Source organism: Clostridium sp. ZBS15 (assembly GCF_023845705.1).
In the GTDB taxonomy this organism is placed as follows: Bacteria; Bacillota; Clostridia; order Clostridiales; family Clostridiaceae; genus Clostridium; species Clostridium aquiflavi.
On sequence record NZ_JAMQHY010000061.1, the window covers coordinates 1 to 20427 of the forward strand.

12 protein-coding genes and 1 CRISPR repeat array are annotated in these 20427 nt (G+C 25.4%); of the genes, 10 read left to right on the top strand and 2 right to left on the bottom strand.

The window, feature by feature from the left end:
• Positions 1-98 precede the first annotated feature (98 nt).
• The 5 genes from NG904_RS15580 (at position 99) to cas3 (ending at position 6533) form a co-directional block, all read left to right on the top strand.
• Positions 99-794, top strand: a complete 696-nt coding sequence (locus NG904_RS15580; protein WP_252232567.1) for a CRISPR-associated endoribonuclease Cas6 — start codon at positions 99-101, stop codon at positions 792-794.
• A gap of 2 nt (positions 795-796) precedes the next feature.
• Entirely contained in the window at positions 797-2536 is a 1740-nt protein-coding gene (locus NG904_RS15585) for a hypothetical protein (RefSeq protein ID WP_252232569.1), read from the top strand.
• Position 2537: 1 nt separating this feature from the next.
• Positions 2538-3473, top strand: a complete 936-nt coding sequence (cas7i, locus tag NG904_RS15590; protein WP_252226532.1) for a type I-B CRISPR-associated protein Cas7/Cst2/DevR — start codon at positions 2538-2540, stop codon at positions 3471-3473.
• 2 nt (positions 3474-3475) lie between these two features.
• Entirely contained in the window at positions 3476-4189 is a 714-nt protein-coding gene (cas5, locus tag NG904_RS15595; RefSeq protein WP_252232570.1) for a CRISPR-associated protein Cas5, read from the top strand.
• A 124-nt stretch (positions 4190-4313) separates the two neighbouring features.
• Positions 4314-6533 (top strand): CRISPR-associated helicase Cas3', encoded by a 2220-nt coding sequence (gene cas3, locus NG904_RS15600; RefSeq protein ID WP_252232572.1) that lies wholly within the window; start codon positions 4314-4316, stop codon positions 6531-6533.
• Between the two features lie 214 nt (positions 6534-6747).
• Positions 6748-12997: direct repeats of the CRISPR family, unit length 30 nt; unit sequence GATTAACCTTAACATGAGATGTATTTAAAT.
• A gap of 85 nt (positions 12998-13082) precedes the next feature.
• Here cas3 and NG904_RS15605 read toward each other — a convergent pair.
• Positions 13083-13982, bottom strand: coding sequence for a LysR family transcriptional regulator (locus NG904_RS15605; protein ID WP_252232573.1), 900 nt, complete (start codon positions 13980-13982; stop codon positions 13083-13085).
• Positions 13983-14155: 173 nt separating this feature from the next.
• Here NG904_RS15605 and NG904_RS15610 point away from each other — a divergent pair, with 173 nt between their 5' ends.
• The 4 genes from NG904_RS15610 to NG904_RS15625 all read left to right on the top strand — a co-directional run bounded on the left by NG904_RS15610 (position 14156) and on the right by NG904_RS15625 (position 18926).
• Positions 14156-15394: an MFS transporter gene (locus NG904_RS15610; protein WP_252232575.1), complete on the top strand. Its 1239-nt coding sequence runs from the start codon at positions 14156-14158 to the stop codon at positions 15392-15394.
• A 131-nt stretch (positions 15395-15525) separates the two neighbouring features.
• Entirely contained in the window at positions 15526-16734 is a 1209-nt protein-coding gene (locus tag NG904_RS15615) for a GNAT family N-acetyltransferase (RefSeq protein WP_252212203.1), read from the top strand.
• A gap of 437 nt (positions 16735-17171) precedes the next feature.
• Entirely contained in the window at positions 17172-18362 is a 1191-nt protein-coding gene (locus NG904_RS15620; RefSeq protein WP_252232577.1) for a deaminase domain-containing protein, read from the top strand.
• Between the two features lie 105 nt (positions 18363-18467).
• Entirely contained in the window at positions 18468-18926 is a 459-nt protein-coding gene (locus NG904_RS15625; RefSeq protein ID WP_252232579.1) for a hypothetical protein, read from the top strand.
• Between the two features lie 105 nt (positions 18927-19031).
• Here NG904_RS15625 and NG904_RS15630 read toward each other — a convergent pair whose 3' ends face one another.
• Entirely contained in the window at positions 19032-19532 is a 501-nt protein-coding gene (locus NG904_RS15630; RefSeq protein WP_252232581.1) for a spore coat protein, read from the bottom strand.
• Between the two features lie 137 nt (positions 19533-19669).
• Here NG904_RS15630 and NG904_RS15635 point away from each other — a divergent pair, with 137 nt between their 5' ends.
• A complete protein-coding gene (locus tag NG904_RS15635) occupies positions 19670-20404 on the top strand; it encodes a tetratricopeptide repeat protein (protein ID WP_252232583.1) in 735 nt (244 codons plus the stop codon).
• The last annotated feature ends 23 nt before the right edge of the window (positions 20405-20427 follow it).

Below are 20427 nucleotides of genomic sequence, written 5' to 3' on the forward strand. Positions count from 1 at the left end.
ACATTAACATGAGATGTATTAAAGTTATTAATATGTAAAGGTAACTTAAAAGAAATGTTAATATATAAATATTTTATAAATAAATAGGAGATGAAACTATGAGGTATACTGAATTAACGCTTACCACCTTGCTAAAAACAAACATAAAATTTACACAAAGTAGTGAGATTATTGGAAAAAACATAAGTTATGCAATGCTAAGAGATTCTAAATTAAAAGAATACCATGAAGAAAAACTATATAAATATGTTTTTGATAATTTCTTTCCTATTGAAAAAGATGGTATATATAAAGAAAATAGAATTTATATATTTAATATAAGAGGTTTTGATGAAAATATTATTAGTAAACTTAAGTGCTGTTTAGATAACTATGAAAGCAATGATTTAAAAATAATTTCAATAGAAATAAAAGAAATAGATAAGAAACAAATAACTTTTTTAAAAACAGTAACACCTGCTATTATAACAGTAGATAGTAAACCATGGTTATATAGTATGGATATTTTAACTTTAGTTAAACGACTTCATGCAAATGCTGAAAAAAAATACAGGTTTTTCTTTGGAGAAGAGATTGGGAAGACTGAAGACTATTTTATTGAAAAATTAAAGATATTAAATAATAAACCAATACCATATAGATATAAAGGAAAAACATTATTAGGAAATAAATTTAAAATAAAAGTAAATGAAGATGAAAAATCTCAAAAATTAGCTTTTACTATATTAGGAGCAGGACTTGCTGAAAAAAATTCCATATTGGGAGCTGGATATTCTATAACTGACAGGAGGTGATTATGGATATGAAGGAGGATATATTAGTAAAAGAATTCTATAAGAAAGATGTTTTTTATAACAATGGATTAGTAAATTTAAAATTATATTTGGATGAAGTTAATATAGAAGAAATTAAATATGAATTAACAAATAGCAAATTAGCTTTAAAAATACCTAAAAATCAGATTGATAATTATTACAATGAAATTTTTAAAGGATTTCTTACTAATAATGAAATAGTTTTTCAAACTCAAAATAAAAGATTATATTGGGATAAGTATAATGAAAATTTTATTTATAGTGAGAAATATGATATTAAGGGAAAGTCAACAGGGAATGATGTAAAGAACTTGTATGAATACATTACTCTAAAAGAATTAGAAAAAACAACAGAAGAATTATTTAATATTTATATGAAATTTGCTGAAAAATATCCACTAAGTGAGTCAAATATTAAAGAGGATAGTAAACTATTTAGAAAAGGAACAGACTTTAAAGTTAATAGCAAATGTAGAATACCATTAATAATGACAAGAGATGAAGCTTTTGAACGTTATATGGATTATTTAATTAAGGGAGATAAATTAAAAGTTGATTCTAAAATACACCAATTTGAAGACGGTGGTAAATGTTTTAGAGATATGCTTATTAATAAAGATAATTATATAGATAAATGGGATGCACTTATTTATTGGTGTGGAGTAAAAGTTAAACGATTTTATAATTCATCATATTTCATATATGTAAATTCATTTGATTTATTATCATTATTAGAAATAAAAAGAGATTTATTTAAAAATATAACTGATAATCCACTGAAGGTTAAAGATAAAAAAGGTGGCAATTTTAAAACTATACCTACCAATGTGGATGTTTATAAAAAATTAAGTAATGATGGTATACAAAATCAGAATTTCTATATTTCAAATAGTATAGTAGAATTTGAATTAAAATTTTTTATGTATATAGAGTCATATGTTTTTAATATTGCAACAGAATATGAACTCTTAAATATAGATAAAATACAAAAACAGCAGAAAAAATTATATAACAGTATATCTAAAATGAATTTAGTTACGTATACAGAAGATGGAGATATGAAGTCGACTTTTGAAGAATATACAAAATCATACAAGGTAATTATGTTTTTAAAAAAATTAATAGAGACAAAAACTAAGAATGATTCTACGTTATTTAAATATTTTTCATATTTAATTACTGCAATTACAATGTCAAAAGCACCTAAAGAAAAAGTTAATTTATACATAAAAAGATTTTGTGAAAATATACTTAAATTTATAAATTTAAGAGATGTATATTATGAAGTTTCATTTAAAATTTTAAGAAACAATACAATTGGACTTGGAAATACGCTTTATGAATTTGAAAATTTATATTTACAGGAAATTGGAAGAGGTGGAGAAATAATGAGTTTACACAGCAAAGCAAAGGAAATAGGTGAAAAGATAGGGGTATTTTGTGGGACTATAGAGGATAAAGATTTACTATTTAAGTTAAGAAATATAAAAAATCATAAACAATTAATTAGTTATTTTAGAGATTTTAAATTTGCAGTATTGAAAAAGCAAGATGTTGCAAGATTTAAAAATGAATTTAATCAAATAATGGATGAAATATTTGTTGAACTAGAAAGAAAACCAGAAAATTGGGAAATTGTGAGAGATTATATTGCTATTTATTCCATAGATAAATATAAGTCAGTAACATATAAAATAAGTAAAGAGAAAGTAGGTAATTAACATGTTTTATAATATTTCGTATATATCAAAGGTAAATTTAGCCTCCTTAAATGGTAGTGAGGGAATGGGAGGAAACATAATTCCAATAAAGAAAATTATAGATAATCAGGGAGAAGAGTATGCGTATATATCAGGGCAGGCTCAAAGAAGATATTTAAAAGAAACATTGAGACAACTTGGGGAAAGAATAAGTGCAGTAAATGAAGAGGGAAATCCTAATTTTCTAGAGTTAAATGATAAAATTTATGATAAGAAGAAAGAGAAGTTTGATGATAAACAATTAATGTATAAAGAGTTTTGCGATCTTGATTTATTTGGATATATGTTACCTAAAGGAGGGAGAAGATGGTCACCAGTTAAGGTTTCACCTATGGTTTCAATACAGCCATATAAGGGATATTATGATTATTTAACAAGAAAGCAATATGTAAAAGATGAATCTAAAAAAAGTGGAAATATTGTTCAGGTAGAAATTGATACATTAAATTATATGAGAGGAAATATAATTATCGATTTAAAAAATATAGGCAATGAAGTGAATGAATATACGTATGAAATTACACCTATGCTTTCAGAAAAAGAAAAGATAAATAGAATTAATACCCTCATAGATGCAATAAGATTTTTAAATGGTGGAGCCAAGCAATCAAGAAACTTAGAAGATATTTCGCCTAAATTTGTTGTTATTGCAAAACAGAAGACTGGTAATCCATTTTTATTAAACAGCATTTATGTTGATAAATATAATTCTTTAGATTTTAAATCTATAATAGATGAAATTAGAGACAATAAATCTGTTATTGATAAAATTATAGTTGGAATTTCCAGAAACATATTTTCTAATGAAAAAGAAATTGAAGAAGGATTTTTAAGTGCAGATATTAAAATTTGTTCAATAACTGAGGCATTTGATTTTATAAAGATGGGAATTGATTAAGAATGAATGTTATAAGGTTTAGGATTGAAGGCATTTTTAATTCCTTTAGAATACCATTTTTTAGAACATACCATAAGACTTTTTTAGCACCACCTAAAACTACAATAGTAGGAATGATTACAAATATAATGAGAAAATCAGAAGCTTACTATTATGAATTATTAAATGAAGAAAAGATTCAGCTTTCAGTAGTAATAGACTCAATACAAGGCAAGGCAAAAGATTTATGGTCATATAAAACATTAGAAAATAAAAGTGGAATGCATGGACGTAGCATAATAAGAAGAGATAAATTATTTAAAGCAAAATATACAATATATCTTAAGATAAAAGATGATGAATTGAGTAATAAAATTTATAACGCTCTTTTAGAACCTAAATGCATTCCTTCACTTGGATTAGATGATGAAATAGTAAAAATTTATGATATTGAAAAAAATCTGCAATTGAATATAAATAAATCTAATTTTATTAATTCAGTTTTTATGGATAAAGGTTATTATTATGAAGTTAAAATAAAAAATATACAAGAAAACATGGAAATGCCCACAGCTAATATTGTTCCATTAAAATACGAAGTTAAGTTTGATGAAAATTATAGAACTGTAAGAAAAAATAAAGATGAGTATAAGCAAGTTGAGTATATTAATTGTTTTGTTGAACTAAAAGAAACTGAAAGTTATGAGTGTGATCATAACAAAATAGTATTTTATTAAAGCTACATTATATGTGTTGCATGATATATGTTGCATGAATAAACATTCATAGAATCAAAATGTTTTATGAAAAGTTATATTGTAACATATATTTTTATTTTGGAAGAGGGGCCATTAATTATAAATGAAAGGAACAATTGCAAAACTAATAACAGATTCAAAAACAAATAAAAAAAGGTTTCAGAATTTAGAAGAACACACAACAATGGTTATTGCTGAAGCTTTAAAATTAATTAATGATGAACAACTAAATATCATTTCAGAAGAAAGTGGATTTAGTAAAGATAAAATTAAGGATTTAATATTCTTAATAGCTTATTTTCATGATATAGGAAAAGCAACAGAAGAGTTTAAATATGGGATTTTAAATAATAAAAAAAGTTATCATGCATTATATTCATGTAGCCTATTCATTAAAGTAACAGATTTTGAATTTAGTGAAGAAACAGAAATTAATATGTTGATGCTTTGCATATTGACACATCATTCAATTTTTAATAAATATAGTACATTTAAATATATAGATAGTAAAGAATTTAAGCATACATTTTTTAAAGAGGCTAAAGTATTTTTTTATAAATATAAAGAAATGTATGAGAAGTATATGAATAAAAAATGTATTTATAATTTAAAATACAAAGAATTTGGTTTATCAGAGTTACAAAAAGAAATAAAAGTTATCTATTATTATATTGAACGTATAAAAAATAAAGAGATGTTAGCTCTAAGATGGCTTTATTCATATGTTCTTGGAATTATAAATTTAGCTGACTGGATTGCTTCTGCAAAATTTAATGAGACACTTCCTAAAATTAAATTTGATAAAATACCAGAAAAAGAAGAAGTGAGAATTAAGTTAGCTAAAAAAAATGAAACTAAAAAATTTAATTTAAAAAATTTTCAACAAGAACTTTCTAAATATGAAGGAAGCCTGATGGTAGAAATACCAACAGGAGAAGGAAAAACAGAAGGGGGATATTTTTGGGCAATAAATAATTTAAAAAATTGCCATAGTAGAATAATATACACGCTTCCAACTCAAACAACATCCAATAAAATATATGAAAGATCTAGTGAAGTATTTGGAGAAAATACAGGACTAATACACAGTGCTTCAAAAATACTTTTAGAAAAAAAATATGAGTCTGAAAATGGTATAGTTGATGAGTTATTTAAAAGTAACATTTTATTTAATGCAACTTTTAACAAGGGAATGACAGTATGTACAGTAGATAGTTTATTTAAATACTTTTTGAATATAGGAAGATATAATATAGCTATGCTTAACTTTTTGAATTCTGTAATAGTAATAGATGAAATACATTCATATGATTTTAAACTCATGGGATTTATGAAAAGATTTTTAGAAATTTGCAGTGAATATAAAGTTGCATATTGCTTAATGAGTGCATGCATTCCAAATAAGATAAAAGAAAAGTTAGAAATACAAAATTTACATGTTATAACTGATAAAAATATGTTTAATAAAAAAGCAAATTATATATATAAAATTGAAAATAGTCTAGATAACGATTTAAATAATATAGTAGATAATTTTAGTGAAGGAAAAAACATATTAGTAGTTAGGAATACTATTAAATCTTCAATAAAAACTTACATCGTTTTAAAAAGTAAAGGTATAGAGAATATAGTTTTATATAATTCACAATTTAAGAAAAAAGATAGAGTAGAAAAAGAAAATTTAATATATGAGAAATTAAAAAATAAAGAACTTTTTATTTTAGTAGCTACTCAGGTGGTAGAAATTTCTTTAGATATAGATTTTGATATTTTATTTACTGATAATGCACCAATAGATTCATTAATACAAAGATTTGGAAGAGTAAATAGGAGCAAAATTAAAGATAAACTAGGCAAAATATATATTTATAGATATACACAAATTGTACCATACAATACATTGCCTAAAATATTAGATTTAACATATGAAATAATAGAACAAGGTATATTTTCCATAAGCCAATACACTAAATGGGCCAATAATGTTTATGATAAATTATTTAATGAAAAATTGGCATTAGATATAATAAATAGAAAATTTAAAGAGGGATATGAGAAATTTGATAAAAATTTAAAACAACTTTATGGAATAAGCAAAAGTGATGATATATATGATTTAAGGGATATAGATGATTATAAGCAAGATTATATCTTGTTAGAGGACTACAATAATGGAAATACAACCTACAATAATACTATTTCGCTTAAAAGGGTTTATGATGATAAAGATATATGTATAAAAAAGGATTATAAAAAAGGAATCTATTATGATGTTGTTGATAGAAAATATAATTTTGAAATAGGAGTAATTAGTCAAACTTAGTTCATGAAAATTACATTTAAGTATAAAAATAATATATATTTTACCAGGTGATTATACTAATTCAACTACTGTAAGACTATATGAGTACAGGGATAAGTGAAGTTTTAAAACAATTTAGTTAATATTTTAAAATCATTTGGTAAAATTTTTGTAATGTGTTACTATTACTGTATTACAGGAATAGTAACATTTTAAGAATGGCTTATTTTCAATGGATTAACCTTAACATGAGATGTATTTAAATTTATTTATTCCTTTAATATATATAGAAGGCTTATCTGATTAACCTTAACATGAGATGTATTTAAATTTAAGTTTATAGCCTTTATTATTTTCTTCTTTTTTTGATTAACCTTAACATGAGATGTATTTAAATTATAGCAATTTATGCTGGTGACGGATATTTATATGGATTAACCTTAACATGAGATGTATTTAAATAGAGGTAAGGTTGTATTTGGAAAAGCTAGTGATTATGATTAACCTTAACATGAGATGTATTTAAATATGTCAAAATCAATATCCTTATCTTTTCCTGAAAAAGATTAACCTTAACATGAGATGTATTTAAATAATGATAAATGGACAAATCCAGCAGCAGATATTGTGATTAACCTTAACATGAGATGTATTTAAATAATAAATATAGATAGTAAAACAGCAGGTACGTCATAGATTAACCTTAACATGAGATGTATTTAAATACATAGTCTTTTACATGATCTACTTCTATATAATCGATTAACCTTAACATGAGATGTATTTAAATATTAATGAAGTCTTATTTAGGAAATATAGCTGCAACGATTAACCTTAACATGAGATGTATTTAAATACAAGTAAATGGTGGATTAAGTGAAACTTGTGAAGCGATTAACCTTAACATGAGATGTATTTAAATAATCTTCAAGCTCTTTAAATTCTGAAATATGATTAGATTAACCTTAACATGAGATGTATTTAAATGTAACGATAATACTTCCTCGTATATTATTACTAAGCGATTAACCTTAACATGAGATGTATTTAAATATGCTGGAAAGGGAGTTTTCTATATTACTCACCCTAGATTAACCTTAACATGAGATGTATTTAAATGATGAATTTTTTTGGAAATGGGATGCTGAATATATAAGATTAACCTTAACATGAGATGTATTTAAATATATCAGCTGCTACGATCTTACCATCAGTTATAATTGATTAACCTTAACATGAGATGTATTTAAATTCTTGTAATACATAAGAACCTATAATGGTATCAAGATTAACCTTAACATGAGATGTATTTAAATGCTATTGGTTGTAATAATGCAAACTTAGTTAAAGCAGATTAACCTTAACATGAGATGTATTTAAATAAGCAAAGAAAGAGAAAGTAATTCTCTCATAAAAGATTAACCTTAACATGAGATGTATTTAAATAAATAATCTTAGCATTTCTTAGCATAAGTGTAACCTGATTAACCTTAACATGAGATGTATTTAAATTGGTCTTAGGCATACTCATGCTACATTGTTAATATTGATTAACCTTAACATGAGATGTATTTAAATTAAAGCAATATATAAAGCATTTATTGATATGAAAGCGATTAACCTTAACATGAGATGTATTTAAATTACATAACTTGTTTAATATAGCTGCTAACCCCTATTGATTAACCTTAACATGAGATGTATTTAAATACAAGTAACATTAGAACAGGAAATCATAGGTGGCTTGATTAACCTTAACATGAGATGTATTTAAATAATTATAAGACAAATAAAAAAAGTGATGAACATAAGATTAACCTTAACATGAGATGTATTTAAATGTTTCTATGTTTTCAACTACATCAAACTTTTCTGCGATTAACCTTAACATGAGATGTATTTAAATGTATTCTAAGGACTTGAAAAAATTCTTAGGTGATAGATTAACCTTAACATGAGATGTATTTAAATTATTTCTACACCTCCTTTTTATTTAATTAATTTATTGATTAACCTTAACATGAGATGTATTTAAATTTATCTCTCTAAAGGAATTCTTAAACTTTCTCTCATGATTAACCTTAACATGAGATGTATTTAAATTCTATTAATTTATTAATAACAAAAGCTGCTGCTTGATTAACCTTAACATGAGATGTATTTAAATATCTCTTGCTTAAGAGTATTAGTATCTGTATTCTCGATTAACCTTAACATGAGATGTATTTAAATACCAAAGCTCTTTCTCTTACATCTTTACATGCAAGATTAACCTTAACATGAGATGTATTTAAATTTTAGTTAATTTAAGATTAAAATATTAACAAATAGGATTAACCTTAACATGAGATGTATTTAAATGATGTAGATTTATACAATTCTATAGAAGTTGAAAGATTAACCTTAACATGAGATGTATTTAAATTTAGTTATACTTTTATTATTTAATGGAAATATACCTGATTAACCTTAACATGAGATGTATTTAAATAATGTATATCCATTTGGAACACAATTTAAATTAACGATTAACCTTAACATGAGATGTATTTAAATATCCAGTTATAAATCAGGATGGTTATTTTGTATTGATTAACCTTAACATGAGATGTATTTAAATATTAATAGTTCATCCCATCTTTTTAATAGAATTTTTGATTAACCTTAACATGAGATGTATTTAAATACAATTTCCTCTTTGTGTTTTAATTCAAAATACTCGATTAACCTTAACATGAGATGTATTTAAATATTTTAGCTGATAGTTATGAAAGGTTAGGTATGGGATTAACCTTAACATGAGATGTATTTAAATAACCAAAGCAAGTTAAATTACAATGGAAGCCTATAGGATTAACCTTAACATGAGATGTATTTAAATAAAAATAAATTTACTTTTAATCTGTTTTCTTCTTGATTAACCTTAACATGAGATGTATTTAAATTTCTTTAAGCTTAACCACTTTTTAAGTCTTGTTTCGATTAACCTTAACATGAGATGTATTTAAATGAATATACAAATGGCTTATTTGCTACTATTAAGGGATTAACCTTAACATGAGATGTATTTAAATCATTACAACCTGTTTTCTCGTATTGTCTTTGCCTTGATTAACCTTAACATGAGATGTATTTAAATTCTATAACACAACTTGTACAATCTTTAAGAAAGCCTGATTAACCTTAACATGAGATGTATTTAAATGCTTGTAATAGATGCAATACACCGTTATATAAAGGAGATTAACCTTAACATGAGATGTATTTAAATAAGAAAAGGATTGCCTTATGAATTAAAATTGCTTTTGATTAACCTTAAGATGAGATGTATTTAAATTTAATGTAATGTATTATATCGACTTTTTTATTTATGATTAACCTTAACATGAGATGTATTTAAATGGAACTGACTTTTTAAAATCTTCTTCAAATAGCTTTGATTAACCTTAACATGAGATGTATTTAAATTAATTATATTCTTCCTTAAAGTTGTTTGGTACTTTTGATTAACCTTAACATGAGATGTATTTAAATATTTTAAGCACGTTGTAAACTATCCATAGACTTATTGATTAACCTTAACATGAGATGTATTTAAATCTTTTAAATATTGAAGAAAAAATTATATAGGACGGGATTAACCTTAACATGAGATGTATTTAAATAAGCATTGCAAGCTAAAATGTACACTAAAATGCGTGGATTAACCTTAACATGAGATGTATTTAAATAATTTTTCGCGTAACTCATAATCAATATTTGATAGGATTAACCTTAACATGAGATGTATTTAAATAAATTACGTTTATCTCCATCTGCAAAAATAACTACGATTAACCTTAACATGAGATGTATTTAAATAATCAAGCACCTTATGCTGATGCTTATGAGAACGGGATTAACCTTAACATGAGATGTATTTAAATAATTTAAAATAGAACCAAAAGGAAGTAATAAAACTAGATTAACCTTAACATGAGATGTATTTAAATCTTAAGCTTTCTTTATCTAATAATTTTTTTGCAAGTAATTAACCTTAACATGAGATGTATTTAAATTTTCTTATTGTATATTATACTACAAATTTATTAACTGATTAACCTTAACATGAGATGTATTTAAATGCTTCAACATTTAAAATTTGACTTAAATTTGATTGGGATTAACCTTAACATGAGATGTATTTAAATACTGATATGGTATCACTAAGTTTTCCATACCAACTAGATTAACCTTAACATGAGATGTATTTAAATATAAGAGGTGAATTATGTATAAATTAATAACTGATAGATTAACCTTAACATGAGATGTATTTAAATATACCTTTACACCAATAGTAACAACTATAAACAACTGATTAACCTTAACATGAGATGTATTTAAATAACATTAATATAGCTGAATTATATAGAGTTGTAGTGATTAACCTTAACATGAGATGTATTTAAATAATGGAAGTGTAACTAAAAACAATACCAATAATACAGATTAACCTTAACATGAGATGTATTTAAATCCTGGTGGAGTATAATTTCCATCAGAAATTTGTTCTGATTAACCTTAACATGAGATGTATTTAAATTTTTTAGCTTTAGATATATCATCATTAGAATCCATTGGATTAACCTTAACATGAGATGTATTTAAATGAAAATGAAGATTGGTCAAAGGGAATTGAATCTGTAGGATTAACCTTAACATGAGATGTATTTAAATTTGATAGTGAAGGTTGGTTAATAGGCAAAGATATTGATTAACCTTAACATGAGATGTATTTAAATTATTTAGATAGAGCTGACAGCGATATGAACCATACTGATTAACCTTAACATGAGATGTATTTAAATTAAACCTACCCCCTAAATTTAAATTTTTAGAAAAAAGATTAACCTTAACATGAGATGTATTTAAATGTATATATGAAGGTTCTGGAATATTAACTGGTGACAGATTAACCTTAACATGAGATGTATTTAAATTTTTATAAGTTCCTCTTTTAGGATCTTTCTTCATTTGATTAACCTTAACATGAGATGTATTTAAATATAACTTGTAATTTGGACATTTTACTGGTGCGAACTGATTAACCTTAACATGAGATGTATTTAAATCATACCCAAAATGACTACTATATAGTCAATTATATGATTAACCTTAACATGAGATGTATTTAAATCGACATTAAATATCAAATGTTTATGGCAACTTTAGGATTAACCTTAACATGAGATGTATTTAAATCATTAAAATTAATTAGGAGGATAAAACCCTACTGGATTAACCTTAACATGAGATGTATTTAAATTTCTCTCTAGTTATTTTTAAAATTTCTTTACTCATTGATTAACCTTAACATGAGATGTATTTAAATACGCTCAACTATACATGTACTCAACGAGCCAACGCGATTAACCTTAACATGAGATGTATTTAAATAAGTCAAACTGTTCTTTTAACTGTATATCTTTACTGATTAACCTTAACATGAGATGTATTTAAATTTAAAAATGTTTAAGTTAGATCCAATGTATCAATTTGATTAACCTTAACATGAGATGTATTTAAATGAAACAAAAATAACTCAATTATCAGATGAAATTTCTGATTAACCTTAACATGAGATGTATTTAAATAATTAATGCTAAGGAAATTGACCATATAGATATATCGATTAACCTTAACATGAGATGTATTTAAATTGGTGCACCTGGAACTATAAACACATCACGGGGAGCGATTAACCTTAACATGAGATGTATTTAAATTCTTATTTCTTTCATTAGTTTTCAACTTATTTTGTGATTAACCTTAAAATGAGATGTATTTAAATTTATAAGATACAAAAGGATTATAATGGCTAGTATGATTAACCTTAACATGAGATGTATTTAAATATTTTAGTCCCATCTGTAAGCTTACTAGGATAACCGATTAACCTTAACATGAGATGTATTTAAATGATTTAAATTTTTAATGTCATCTTTAGGATTGATGAGATTAACCTTAACATGAGATGTATTTAAATGTTTCTGGTGGAAGTGATAGTGATTTAATGATAGAGATTAACCTTAACATGAGATGTATTTAAATAATCATCTGGTGGACCATCTTCTAATAAAGAAGATTTGATTAACCTTAACATGAGATGTATTTAAATGTAACTATAAGCAAAGAAGTACATAATAAACTCTGATTAACCTTAACATGAGATGTATTTAAATTCTATGCTTACTGGTGGATTATTCTTATCACCTGGATTAACCTTAACATGAGATGTATTTAAATTGGATAGTTTTAATGATCCTTACATTGAACACATAAGATTAACCTTAACATGAGATGTATTTAAATGAGATAACTTGATTTACACCGTACCAATGATTAACTAATTAACCTTAACATGAGATGTATTTAAATGCTTTACTGTTAAGTTATATTGATTTTCCAATATGGATTAACCTTAACATGAGATGTACTTAAAAATATTATATAAATTCAATTTTTCTTTAAGATTTTAGTATTATATACTAAAATTTATTGTTTGTATGAATAAGGTTATTTACCAGATTAATTAAAAATATTTTTATCAAACATTTCTATAAAATTACGTGAAATATTTGATAGAGGTTTATTTTTAGTCCATATTAATCTTAAATATGACTCAATTGATGGTTCTATTATCTTTTTTATTTTTAGATTAACATTTGGTAAGATATTAGAAGCTGTAAGTGGTAAAATAGAAATTCCAATTCCAGCTTCGGCCCAACTTAAAGATGTAATAATATCATCATTTTTACATATTATCTGTGGTTCAAAGCCTGCTTTATTACAAGCACTTTTTATAACATCATCGTATCTTCGATTAATTATTAATGGCTTATCTTTTAATTCTTTAATGAGAATAGTGTTACTTTCTATGGAATCATAGAATTTAGATTTTGCAATTGTAACAAAATAGTCATTTAAGTTATTTTCAAGATTATCTTTAATTACAAATGAATTATATAGTGATAGATTAAATGATTCTCTCACAAATCCAACATCAATTAGTCCATTATTTAATAGTTCCATTATTTTAAAACTATTGCCCTCATATATTTCATAATCTATTTTAGGATGTTGTTTACAAAATTCCTTTATTTTTTGTGGCAAAATATTAATCCCTGAAGAACAAACTGTTCCTATACCTAGTGTTCCTTCTATTCCATCATTAAAATTCTTTATTTCATTAACCGTTGATTTATACAACTCAAGGAGTTGTGAAGATTTATTTTGAAGCAAAATACCAGCATCTGTTAATTCTAAACTTCTACTCGTTCTATTGAACAATGTTACTCCAAGTTCTTCTTCTAGTAATTTAAGCTGTTTGCTTAAAGGGGGTTGAGAAATATTAAGTTTTTTAGCTGCTGCAGTTATATGACCTTCTTCAGCTATGGTTAAAAAATATCTAAGCTGTCTTATATCCATCATCATTCACCTATCTATTCATATCTTTTAAGTATAGATCTATTCCTAATATGTATTTTAAATATAGATTTTCTCTTGATATAATAATAAGGAATAAATTATATTTTTACAAGTAAAGATAAATAATACAAAATTACTTAAAAATATAAACTTACATGAAAAGAAGGTTTAATATGAACAAAAAATTTATAAGACTATTTGCAGCTGGACATTTAGTAACAGACATTTATCAAGGAGCATTACCAGCAATGTTACCATTTCTTATATCAGAGAAAAACTTAAGTTATGCAGCAGCAGCATTCTTAATTTTTGCAGCCAATGCAAGCTCATCAATAATACAACCTCTATTTGGAATTTATGCAGATAAAATTTCGCTTCCTTGGGCACTTGGAACAGGTGTACTGCTAGGTGGTATAGGAATTGGAGTATCAGGAGTTACAAGTAGTTATAATATGATATTTGCTTTAGTAGCTTTAAGTGGAGTAGGAATAGCATTATATCATCCAGAAGGTGCTAGGCTTACAAATAAATTTTCAGGTGAAAATAAAACAACTGCAGTGAGTCAATTTGCAGCAGGTGGAAATATTGGTTTTGCAGTAGGGCCAATAATAACAACAGTAATTTTATCAATCTGGGGCTTAAAGGGAACTATAATATTGTGTATTCCTGCAATAATAATGGGACTAATACTTTTATACGAATCAAGATATTTTTCTAAAAATGAAAATGAATTAGTTAATGAAGGTAATTGTATAAGAAATGAAGAAGTAGTAAAAGTTGATCAGTGGGGTGCTTTTGGAAGATTAACACTTACACTTCTTTGCAGATCCACAGTATTTTTTGGACTTAATACATTCTTAGCACTTTATTTTGTACATGTATTAAATCAATCAGAAGTACATGGAAGTATAGCATTATCTACATTAATTGTTGTTGGAGCAGTTGGAACATTATTTTCAGGAAAACTTGCTGATAAGGCTGGAAATAAAAAGGTGATAATAATGGGTTATTCTTGTTTATTACCACTATTAATAGCTTTTCTAAGTGTAAAAAATCCAATAATAGTTACTATAATATTGATTCCATTAGGATTTTTCTTATATATGCCATATAGCCCAATGATAGCACTTGGACAAAAGTATTTGCCTAATCATGTTGGACTAGCTTCAGGGGTAACAATGGGATTAGGAGTTACCATGGGTGGTGTTGTATCACCGATACTTGGATGGGTTTCGGATAACTATGGTATACACACAGCACTATGTACTTTAATAGTAATGCCTATTTTTGCAGTGATTTTGGCAAGAAAATTACCTGTATCTAATGAAGATATAGAAAAGGATGAAATACAAAAAGATGTGCAATCAAACACTAAAAAATTATCAAATAAGAGTTTAAATTTACAAAAATAATAAAACTTTCAAATAATATAAAGAATATGAGTTAAATAATGTGCTTTTGGGATTTTTAATAATTTGATATTCATAGATATGTTATAATCAATAGTAAGATAAACGGAATTTGGTTAAAGGAGTAATATTATATGAATAAAAAACAATTAAAGTTAAAAAGTATTGGAATAGAACATCTTGAGCAATATAACCAGTTATTAAGATATGTTTTTCAAGTCACTGAACACGAACTGAATCAAATTGGTTGGCAAGATAAAGAAATTATTCGTGCTAAATCACCAACATTGAAACAGGCAGATGTATTAGGGTGGTTTGATGGAGATAATCTAATTTCACAGGTGGCTGTTTATCCTATGAAAGTTCGTATTTTTAATTGCACATATGATATGGGTGGTCTTACTGGTGTTGGAACTTATCCGGAGTACTCAAATCAAGGGCTAATGCATAAACTATTGTATCAATCATTATACAATATGAAAGAACGTAAACAATTTATATCTTATTTATACCCATATTCTATTCCTTATTATCGAAGGAAGGGATGGGAAATAATATCTGATAAAATCACATATGAAATTAATGATTATCAGTTGCCAAAAAATCGGCAAGTAGCTGGAGATGTGAGACGTGTTCATATAGATAGTGACCAAGTGAAAGAAGCTTATAATAGATTTGCTTATTTGACACACGGTGCGCTATTGAGAGATAGTCTGGCTTGGAATGAATATTGGTTGTGGGATACAGATGATATAATGGCTGCAGTATATTACAATGAAGATGATAAACCAGATGGATATGTAATATATTGGATAGCTGATGATGTTTTTCATATTAAAGATATGATATTTGTTAATGAAGATGCAAGAATAGGATTATGGAACTTTGTAAGTGCTCATTTTTCTATGATTTCAAAGGTCGTAGGAAATACATTTACAGATGAGCCATTAGCATTTTTATTGGAGGATGCTGATATAAAAGAAATTATTTCACCATATTTTATGGCTAGAATTGTTGATTTTGAACATTTTATTGAAGAATATCCTTTTAAGGCTGATACTATAGAGCGTGAATGGACATTTACACTTAGTGATCCATTACTTGCTTGGAATCAAGGAACATTTACATTGAAAATTTCAAATGATGGAAAAGGTAAGGTAGTTCATTCAGTAGAAAAAACTACAGATAGAATCGATATTCAAACTATGACAACTATGTTATTAGGATATAAACGCCCAGATTATCTGCATAGAATTGGACGTATTGTGTGTAGTTCTAAGACTGTAGATATGTTGGAAGATGCAATAGAGCAGCAGTCACCATATTTTTCAGATTATTTTTAAAATTTAAGTTAAATTGATTGATTTTAATTTATGGCTCTGTTTTAGCAGGGGGTTGATATATGCATAAGCAAAGTGGGCGGAGTAATTGAACTTAGGAATGCTAAAATNNTTTACCTATTGCATATATCAACACACATTTAAAACAGAGCCTAATTTATAAATAATATATACCAAGATCATATTATTAAAAAATCATATGCTCTCCTTAAAGTGGAAGATTAAAAATCTATAACTTTGAAAGGAGAGTGTTTTTATGTAATAAATAACTAAGTATACAGTAGGGTGAAAACATAAAATCGAACATGATATGGTTAAGTACATCAGTTGTAATTGCATACTATAAAATAAAATGTATAATATAATTTGGTATATTCTCTGAAATCTTATTCATAAGATAAGAAATATGTACTAAAAAACGTTAATTGGGAGGAGTTATTGTGCAGGAAAAGAAAGCTTTTAATTCTTTAAGAGGCAATACTCGAAGTATTGAAGAAGAGATTCAAATAAATACTTTATCAAAGAAGATAAAGAAAAATCGGATTAAGATAAATAATTTAGATGAATTTAAAGATGCATTGAAAAAAGAAGGATATGAAATAAATGAGTTTGATGAAGAAAAATTTAAAGCGGATATTGTGAAAATTTTTCAAGTAGATAATAGTGTAATAGAGATTCTACATACATATATTAATAATCCTGAAATTACTTATAAAGTTTATGATACTAGCGATTTAATTGATTATATAAAAAAGATGATATTATTTAAAAATGAGCATAATAGGTTGTGTGAAAAAATAAGTGCAATAAAGAAATTAAACATAGATAGAATTGAATATGAACGAGAATTTAGTCTTCAAGATAATGTTGAAGATATAATAAAGGCTATAGAAGAAATAAAAGATGATATATCTGGGATCATAAGTATAGAAGGTAAGATCAGATTAGAGAATTTAGAAAAAGAAATAAATAAGGAATATCTTTATGCAAAAGATATTGAATTATTAAAAAAAATGGTTCTTATTAAAAATGAAAATGTGAAAGAAAAGTATAATGTTGAGTCTAAGACTAAAACAATATCTATAGAAATACCTAAAAAAATAAATTATGAGCACATTGTAGCGAAGAAAGGTTCTGTAGAATATCATGATTATTTAAGTAGTAATATACCAAGAATGCAACGTTTAATAAAGAACATACATAAATATATGGAAGTTGATGAAAAAGAAAAATCAACTTTTAAAATAAATCAAAGTAAGGCTTTGCAGGATTCTATAAATATAGCTGTAGCAACATATGATAATAAGGAGTTTAAAGCAATAAGTGGAAGTAATGATATAAAAAACTATTGCAAGATAACTCCATTAGAAAATGCAACTTTTAAAAGTAGTAAAGTTAATAAGCTTGGTAATTTAGGAATAGGATATAACAGAATTAATGATAGTGAAAAAAAGATATTTGAAGAAATACATAGACAAATAGAGAAGAAAGCCTTGAAAGACGAAGGTAATCTTATTTTGTATACTAAATTAGAGCCATGCCCAAGCTGTTATTACGTAATTAGTCAATTTTGTAAAAAGTATCCTAATATAAAAGTTGAGGTCAAATATAGCAAAAAATATGGAGAGTAGAAATTAGATGTATTTATAGAAATTAATTTTCTATATTTACCTCTTTATTTTTTTACAAAAATAATACATAATATAGTAAAAGTGTTATATATAGGAGATGGAGAGATGAGAGGAAAACATGCAATTGGAAATAGACAATTTGGTAATATACATTTAGATTATGTTAAATACAAAGACAGTGATAAAGATATTAGACAAATGTATGAAAGAGTAAAGAATGATTATTTAAAAAATAAAAATTTGGACATAGATTTAGAAAAGGCATATTTAAATGAGAGATTTATATCTTGTAGGGCATATTCAGAAAAATATTACTTAAATATATTTATGATAGCTGTAGTTGCTTTTTTAGCAGGAATTTCCACACAATATTCTAACAGACCAATTATGACATTAGCTATATTGCTTGCATTTATTATTATAGTAGTAAAGTCTTTTTCAAACATACATACAAAAGTAATGCTTAATAAAGAGAAATATGAACATAAGTATTATATTATATGTATTGAAGCTTTAAAAGAAATTGAACATGAACAAAACAGCATAATTGAAGTAGAAATCTAGATTAGAATAAAGAAATTATTTTAGAATATTAATTAGGTTTTAAATAAAAAATGGATTCAGATTACTTGAATCCATTTTTGTGATTTTATTTATGCCTTAGTTTAATTAGTTGTACATTCCATGTTGACTCATATAATTGTATAGTTGTTCACCATGTTCTTGTTCTTCTTTTTGAATATGATTTAACACTTGCCTCATATTTTTATCTTTAAATTCAAATATAGTTGTATTATAGGTAGAAGATACATATTTTTCAGTAGATAATGAATCTTGACATAACAATTTATCATTACTAATATCATTTTGAGTTAATTGAGAATTAGTAGCATTATTCATATTCATGTTTTGCATAGAAGTTTGATTTTGGTTAGCAGTTTGATTTTGATTAGATTGTTGACCTTGATTTACACTTGGAACACTTCCACTTAACATTTGATTAATAGTGTCTAAATGTTGTTGTTCCTTTTGAGCTAATGTTGAAAATAAATTTTTTAATTCTACATCGCAAGCTTTATCAGAATATCTATTGTATTTTTCAACACATAATTCTTCATGACTTTTTTCATCTTGCAACAACATTCTTTCTTTCATACTTAGATTTACCATAAGAACACCTCCAAGTATAGTTTTACTAAAAAGTAAAATAATATTCATTTTCTTTTATTTATAATATATTCACTAAAAATTTCACTTTTATGTTAAAATGTAATTAAAAATTAAATACCAAAGTAGGTGTAGATGAAATGAAAGAAAACTTAAAAGATAAAATAGATAATTTTTTAAAGGAAAACAAGATAAATATAACAGGCGGAATTATAAAAACAGAAGAGGAACTTTCATTAGTTCTAAACAACATTGCTATGAGTGATTTAAAAAAAGGAAAACTTCAAAAGTCATTATATTTTGCGAGTAAAGCATTAGAATTTGATTCTAAGAATTATTATGCAATGTTTATAAAAGGACTTATTTATAGAGCTTCAAGAAATTTTAATGAGGCAATTAAATTATTTGATGAATATTATGAACTTAGCAAGGAGTCATTGAGTCTTATTCACATAGGGTTTTGCTATGCAGAGTTAGGTGATATTGATAATGCATTAGATTATTTTAGAAAAGGTGAACAAGAATTTACAGAAGAAGAAAAGCATAATTATAGTAGTTTAATGTGTACTGTATATGAGTGTATCGGAAATATCTATATGAATAGAGAAAATGTTTTAGAGTTTAAAGAAAATGACAAGTTTAGTCTTAACTATAAGTTAGCTATTAAGTACTACAAAATGTCACTTAAAATAAACAAGAAAAATCATTTATTACTTAATAAATTAGCAGCTTGTTATCATCATTTTGATGATGAGAAGAAAGCATTATATTGTTATGAAGAAGCAGTTAAGATTGCACCACAAATAGAAGAATATAAAGGTGCAATTGAGGAAATGAAGGAACAAGGAATTGTATCTGAGATTATAGAATTTTAATTTAATTATGAAAGTTTTTAAAG

Excerpts from the sequence above, each read along its gene's own strand:
- NG904_RS15580 (WP_252232567.1), top strand. The coding sequence starts at position 99 with ATGAGGTATACTGAATTAACGCTTACCACCTTGCTAAAAACAAACATA.
- NG904_RS15585 (WP_252232569.1), top strand. The coding sequence starts at position 797 with ATGGATATGAAGGAGGATATATTAGTAAAAGAATTCTATAAGAAAGAT.
- cas7i (WP_252226532.1), top strand. The coding sequence starts at position 2,538 with ATGTTTTATAATATTTCGTATATATCAAAGGTAAATTTAGCCTCCTTA.
- cas5 (WP_252232570.1), top strand. The coding sequence starts at position 3,476 with ATGAATGTTATAAGGTTTAGGATTGAAGGCATTTTTAATTCCTTTAGA.
- cas3 (WP_252232572.1), top strand. The coding sequence starts at position 4,314 with ATGAAAGGAACAATTGCAAAACTAATAACAGATTCAAAAACAAATAAA.
- NG904_RS15605 (WP_252232573.1), bottom strand. The coding sequence starts at position 13,982 with ATGGATATAAGACAGCTTAGATATTTTTTAACCATAGCTGAAGAAGGT.
- NG904_RS15610 (WP_252232575.1), top strand. The coding sequence starts at position 14,156 with ATGAACAAAAAATTTATAAGACTATTTGCAGCTGGACATTTAGTAACA.
- NG904_RS15615 (WP_252212203.1), top strand. The coding sequence starts at position 15,526 with ATGAATAAAAAACAATTAAAGTTAAAAAGTATTGGAATAGAACATCTT.
- NG904_RS15625 (WP_252232579.1), top strand. The coding sequence starts at position 18,468 with ATGAGAGGAAAACATGCAATTGGAAATAGACAATTTGGTAATATACAT.
- NG904_RS15630 (WP_252232581.1), bottom strand. The coding sequence starts at position 19,532 with ATGGTAAATCTAAGTATGAAAGAAAGAATGTTGTTGCAAGATGAAAAA.
- NG904_RS15635 (WP_252232583.1), top strand. The coding sequence starts at position 19,670 with ATGAAAGAAAACTTAAAAGATAAAATAGATAATTTTTTAAAGGAAAAC.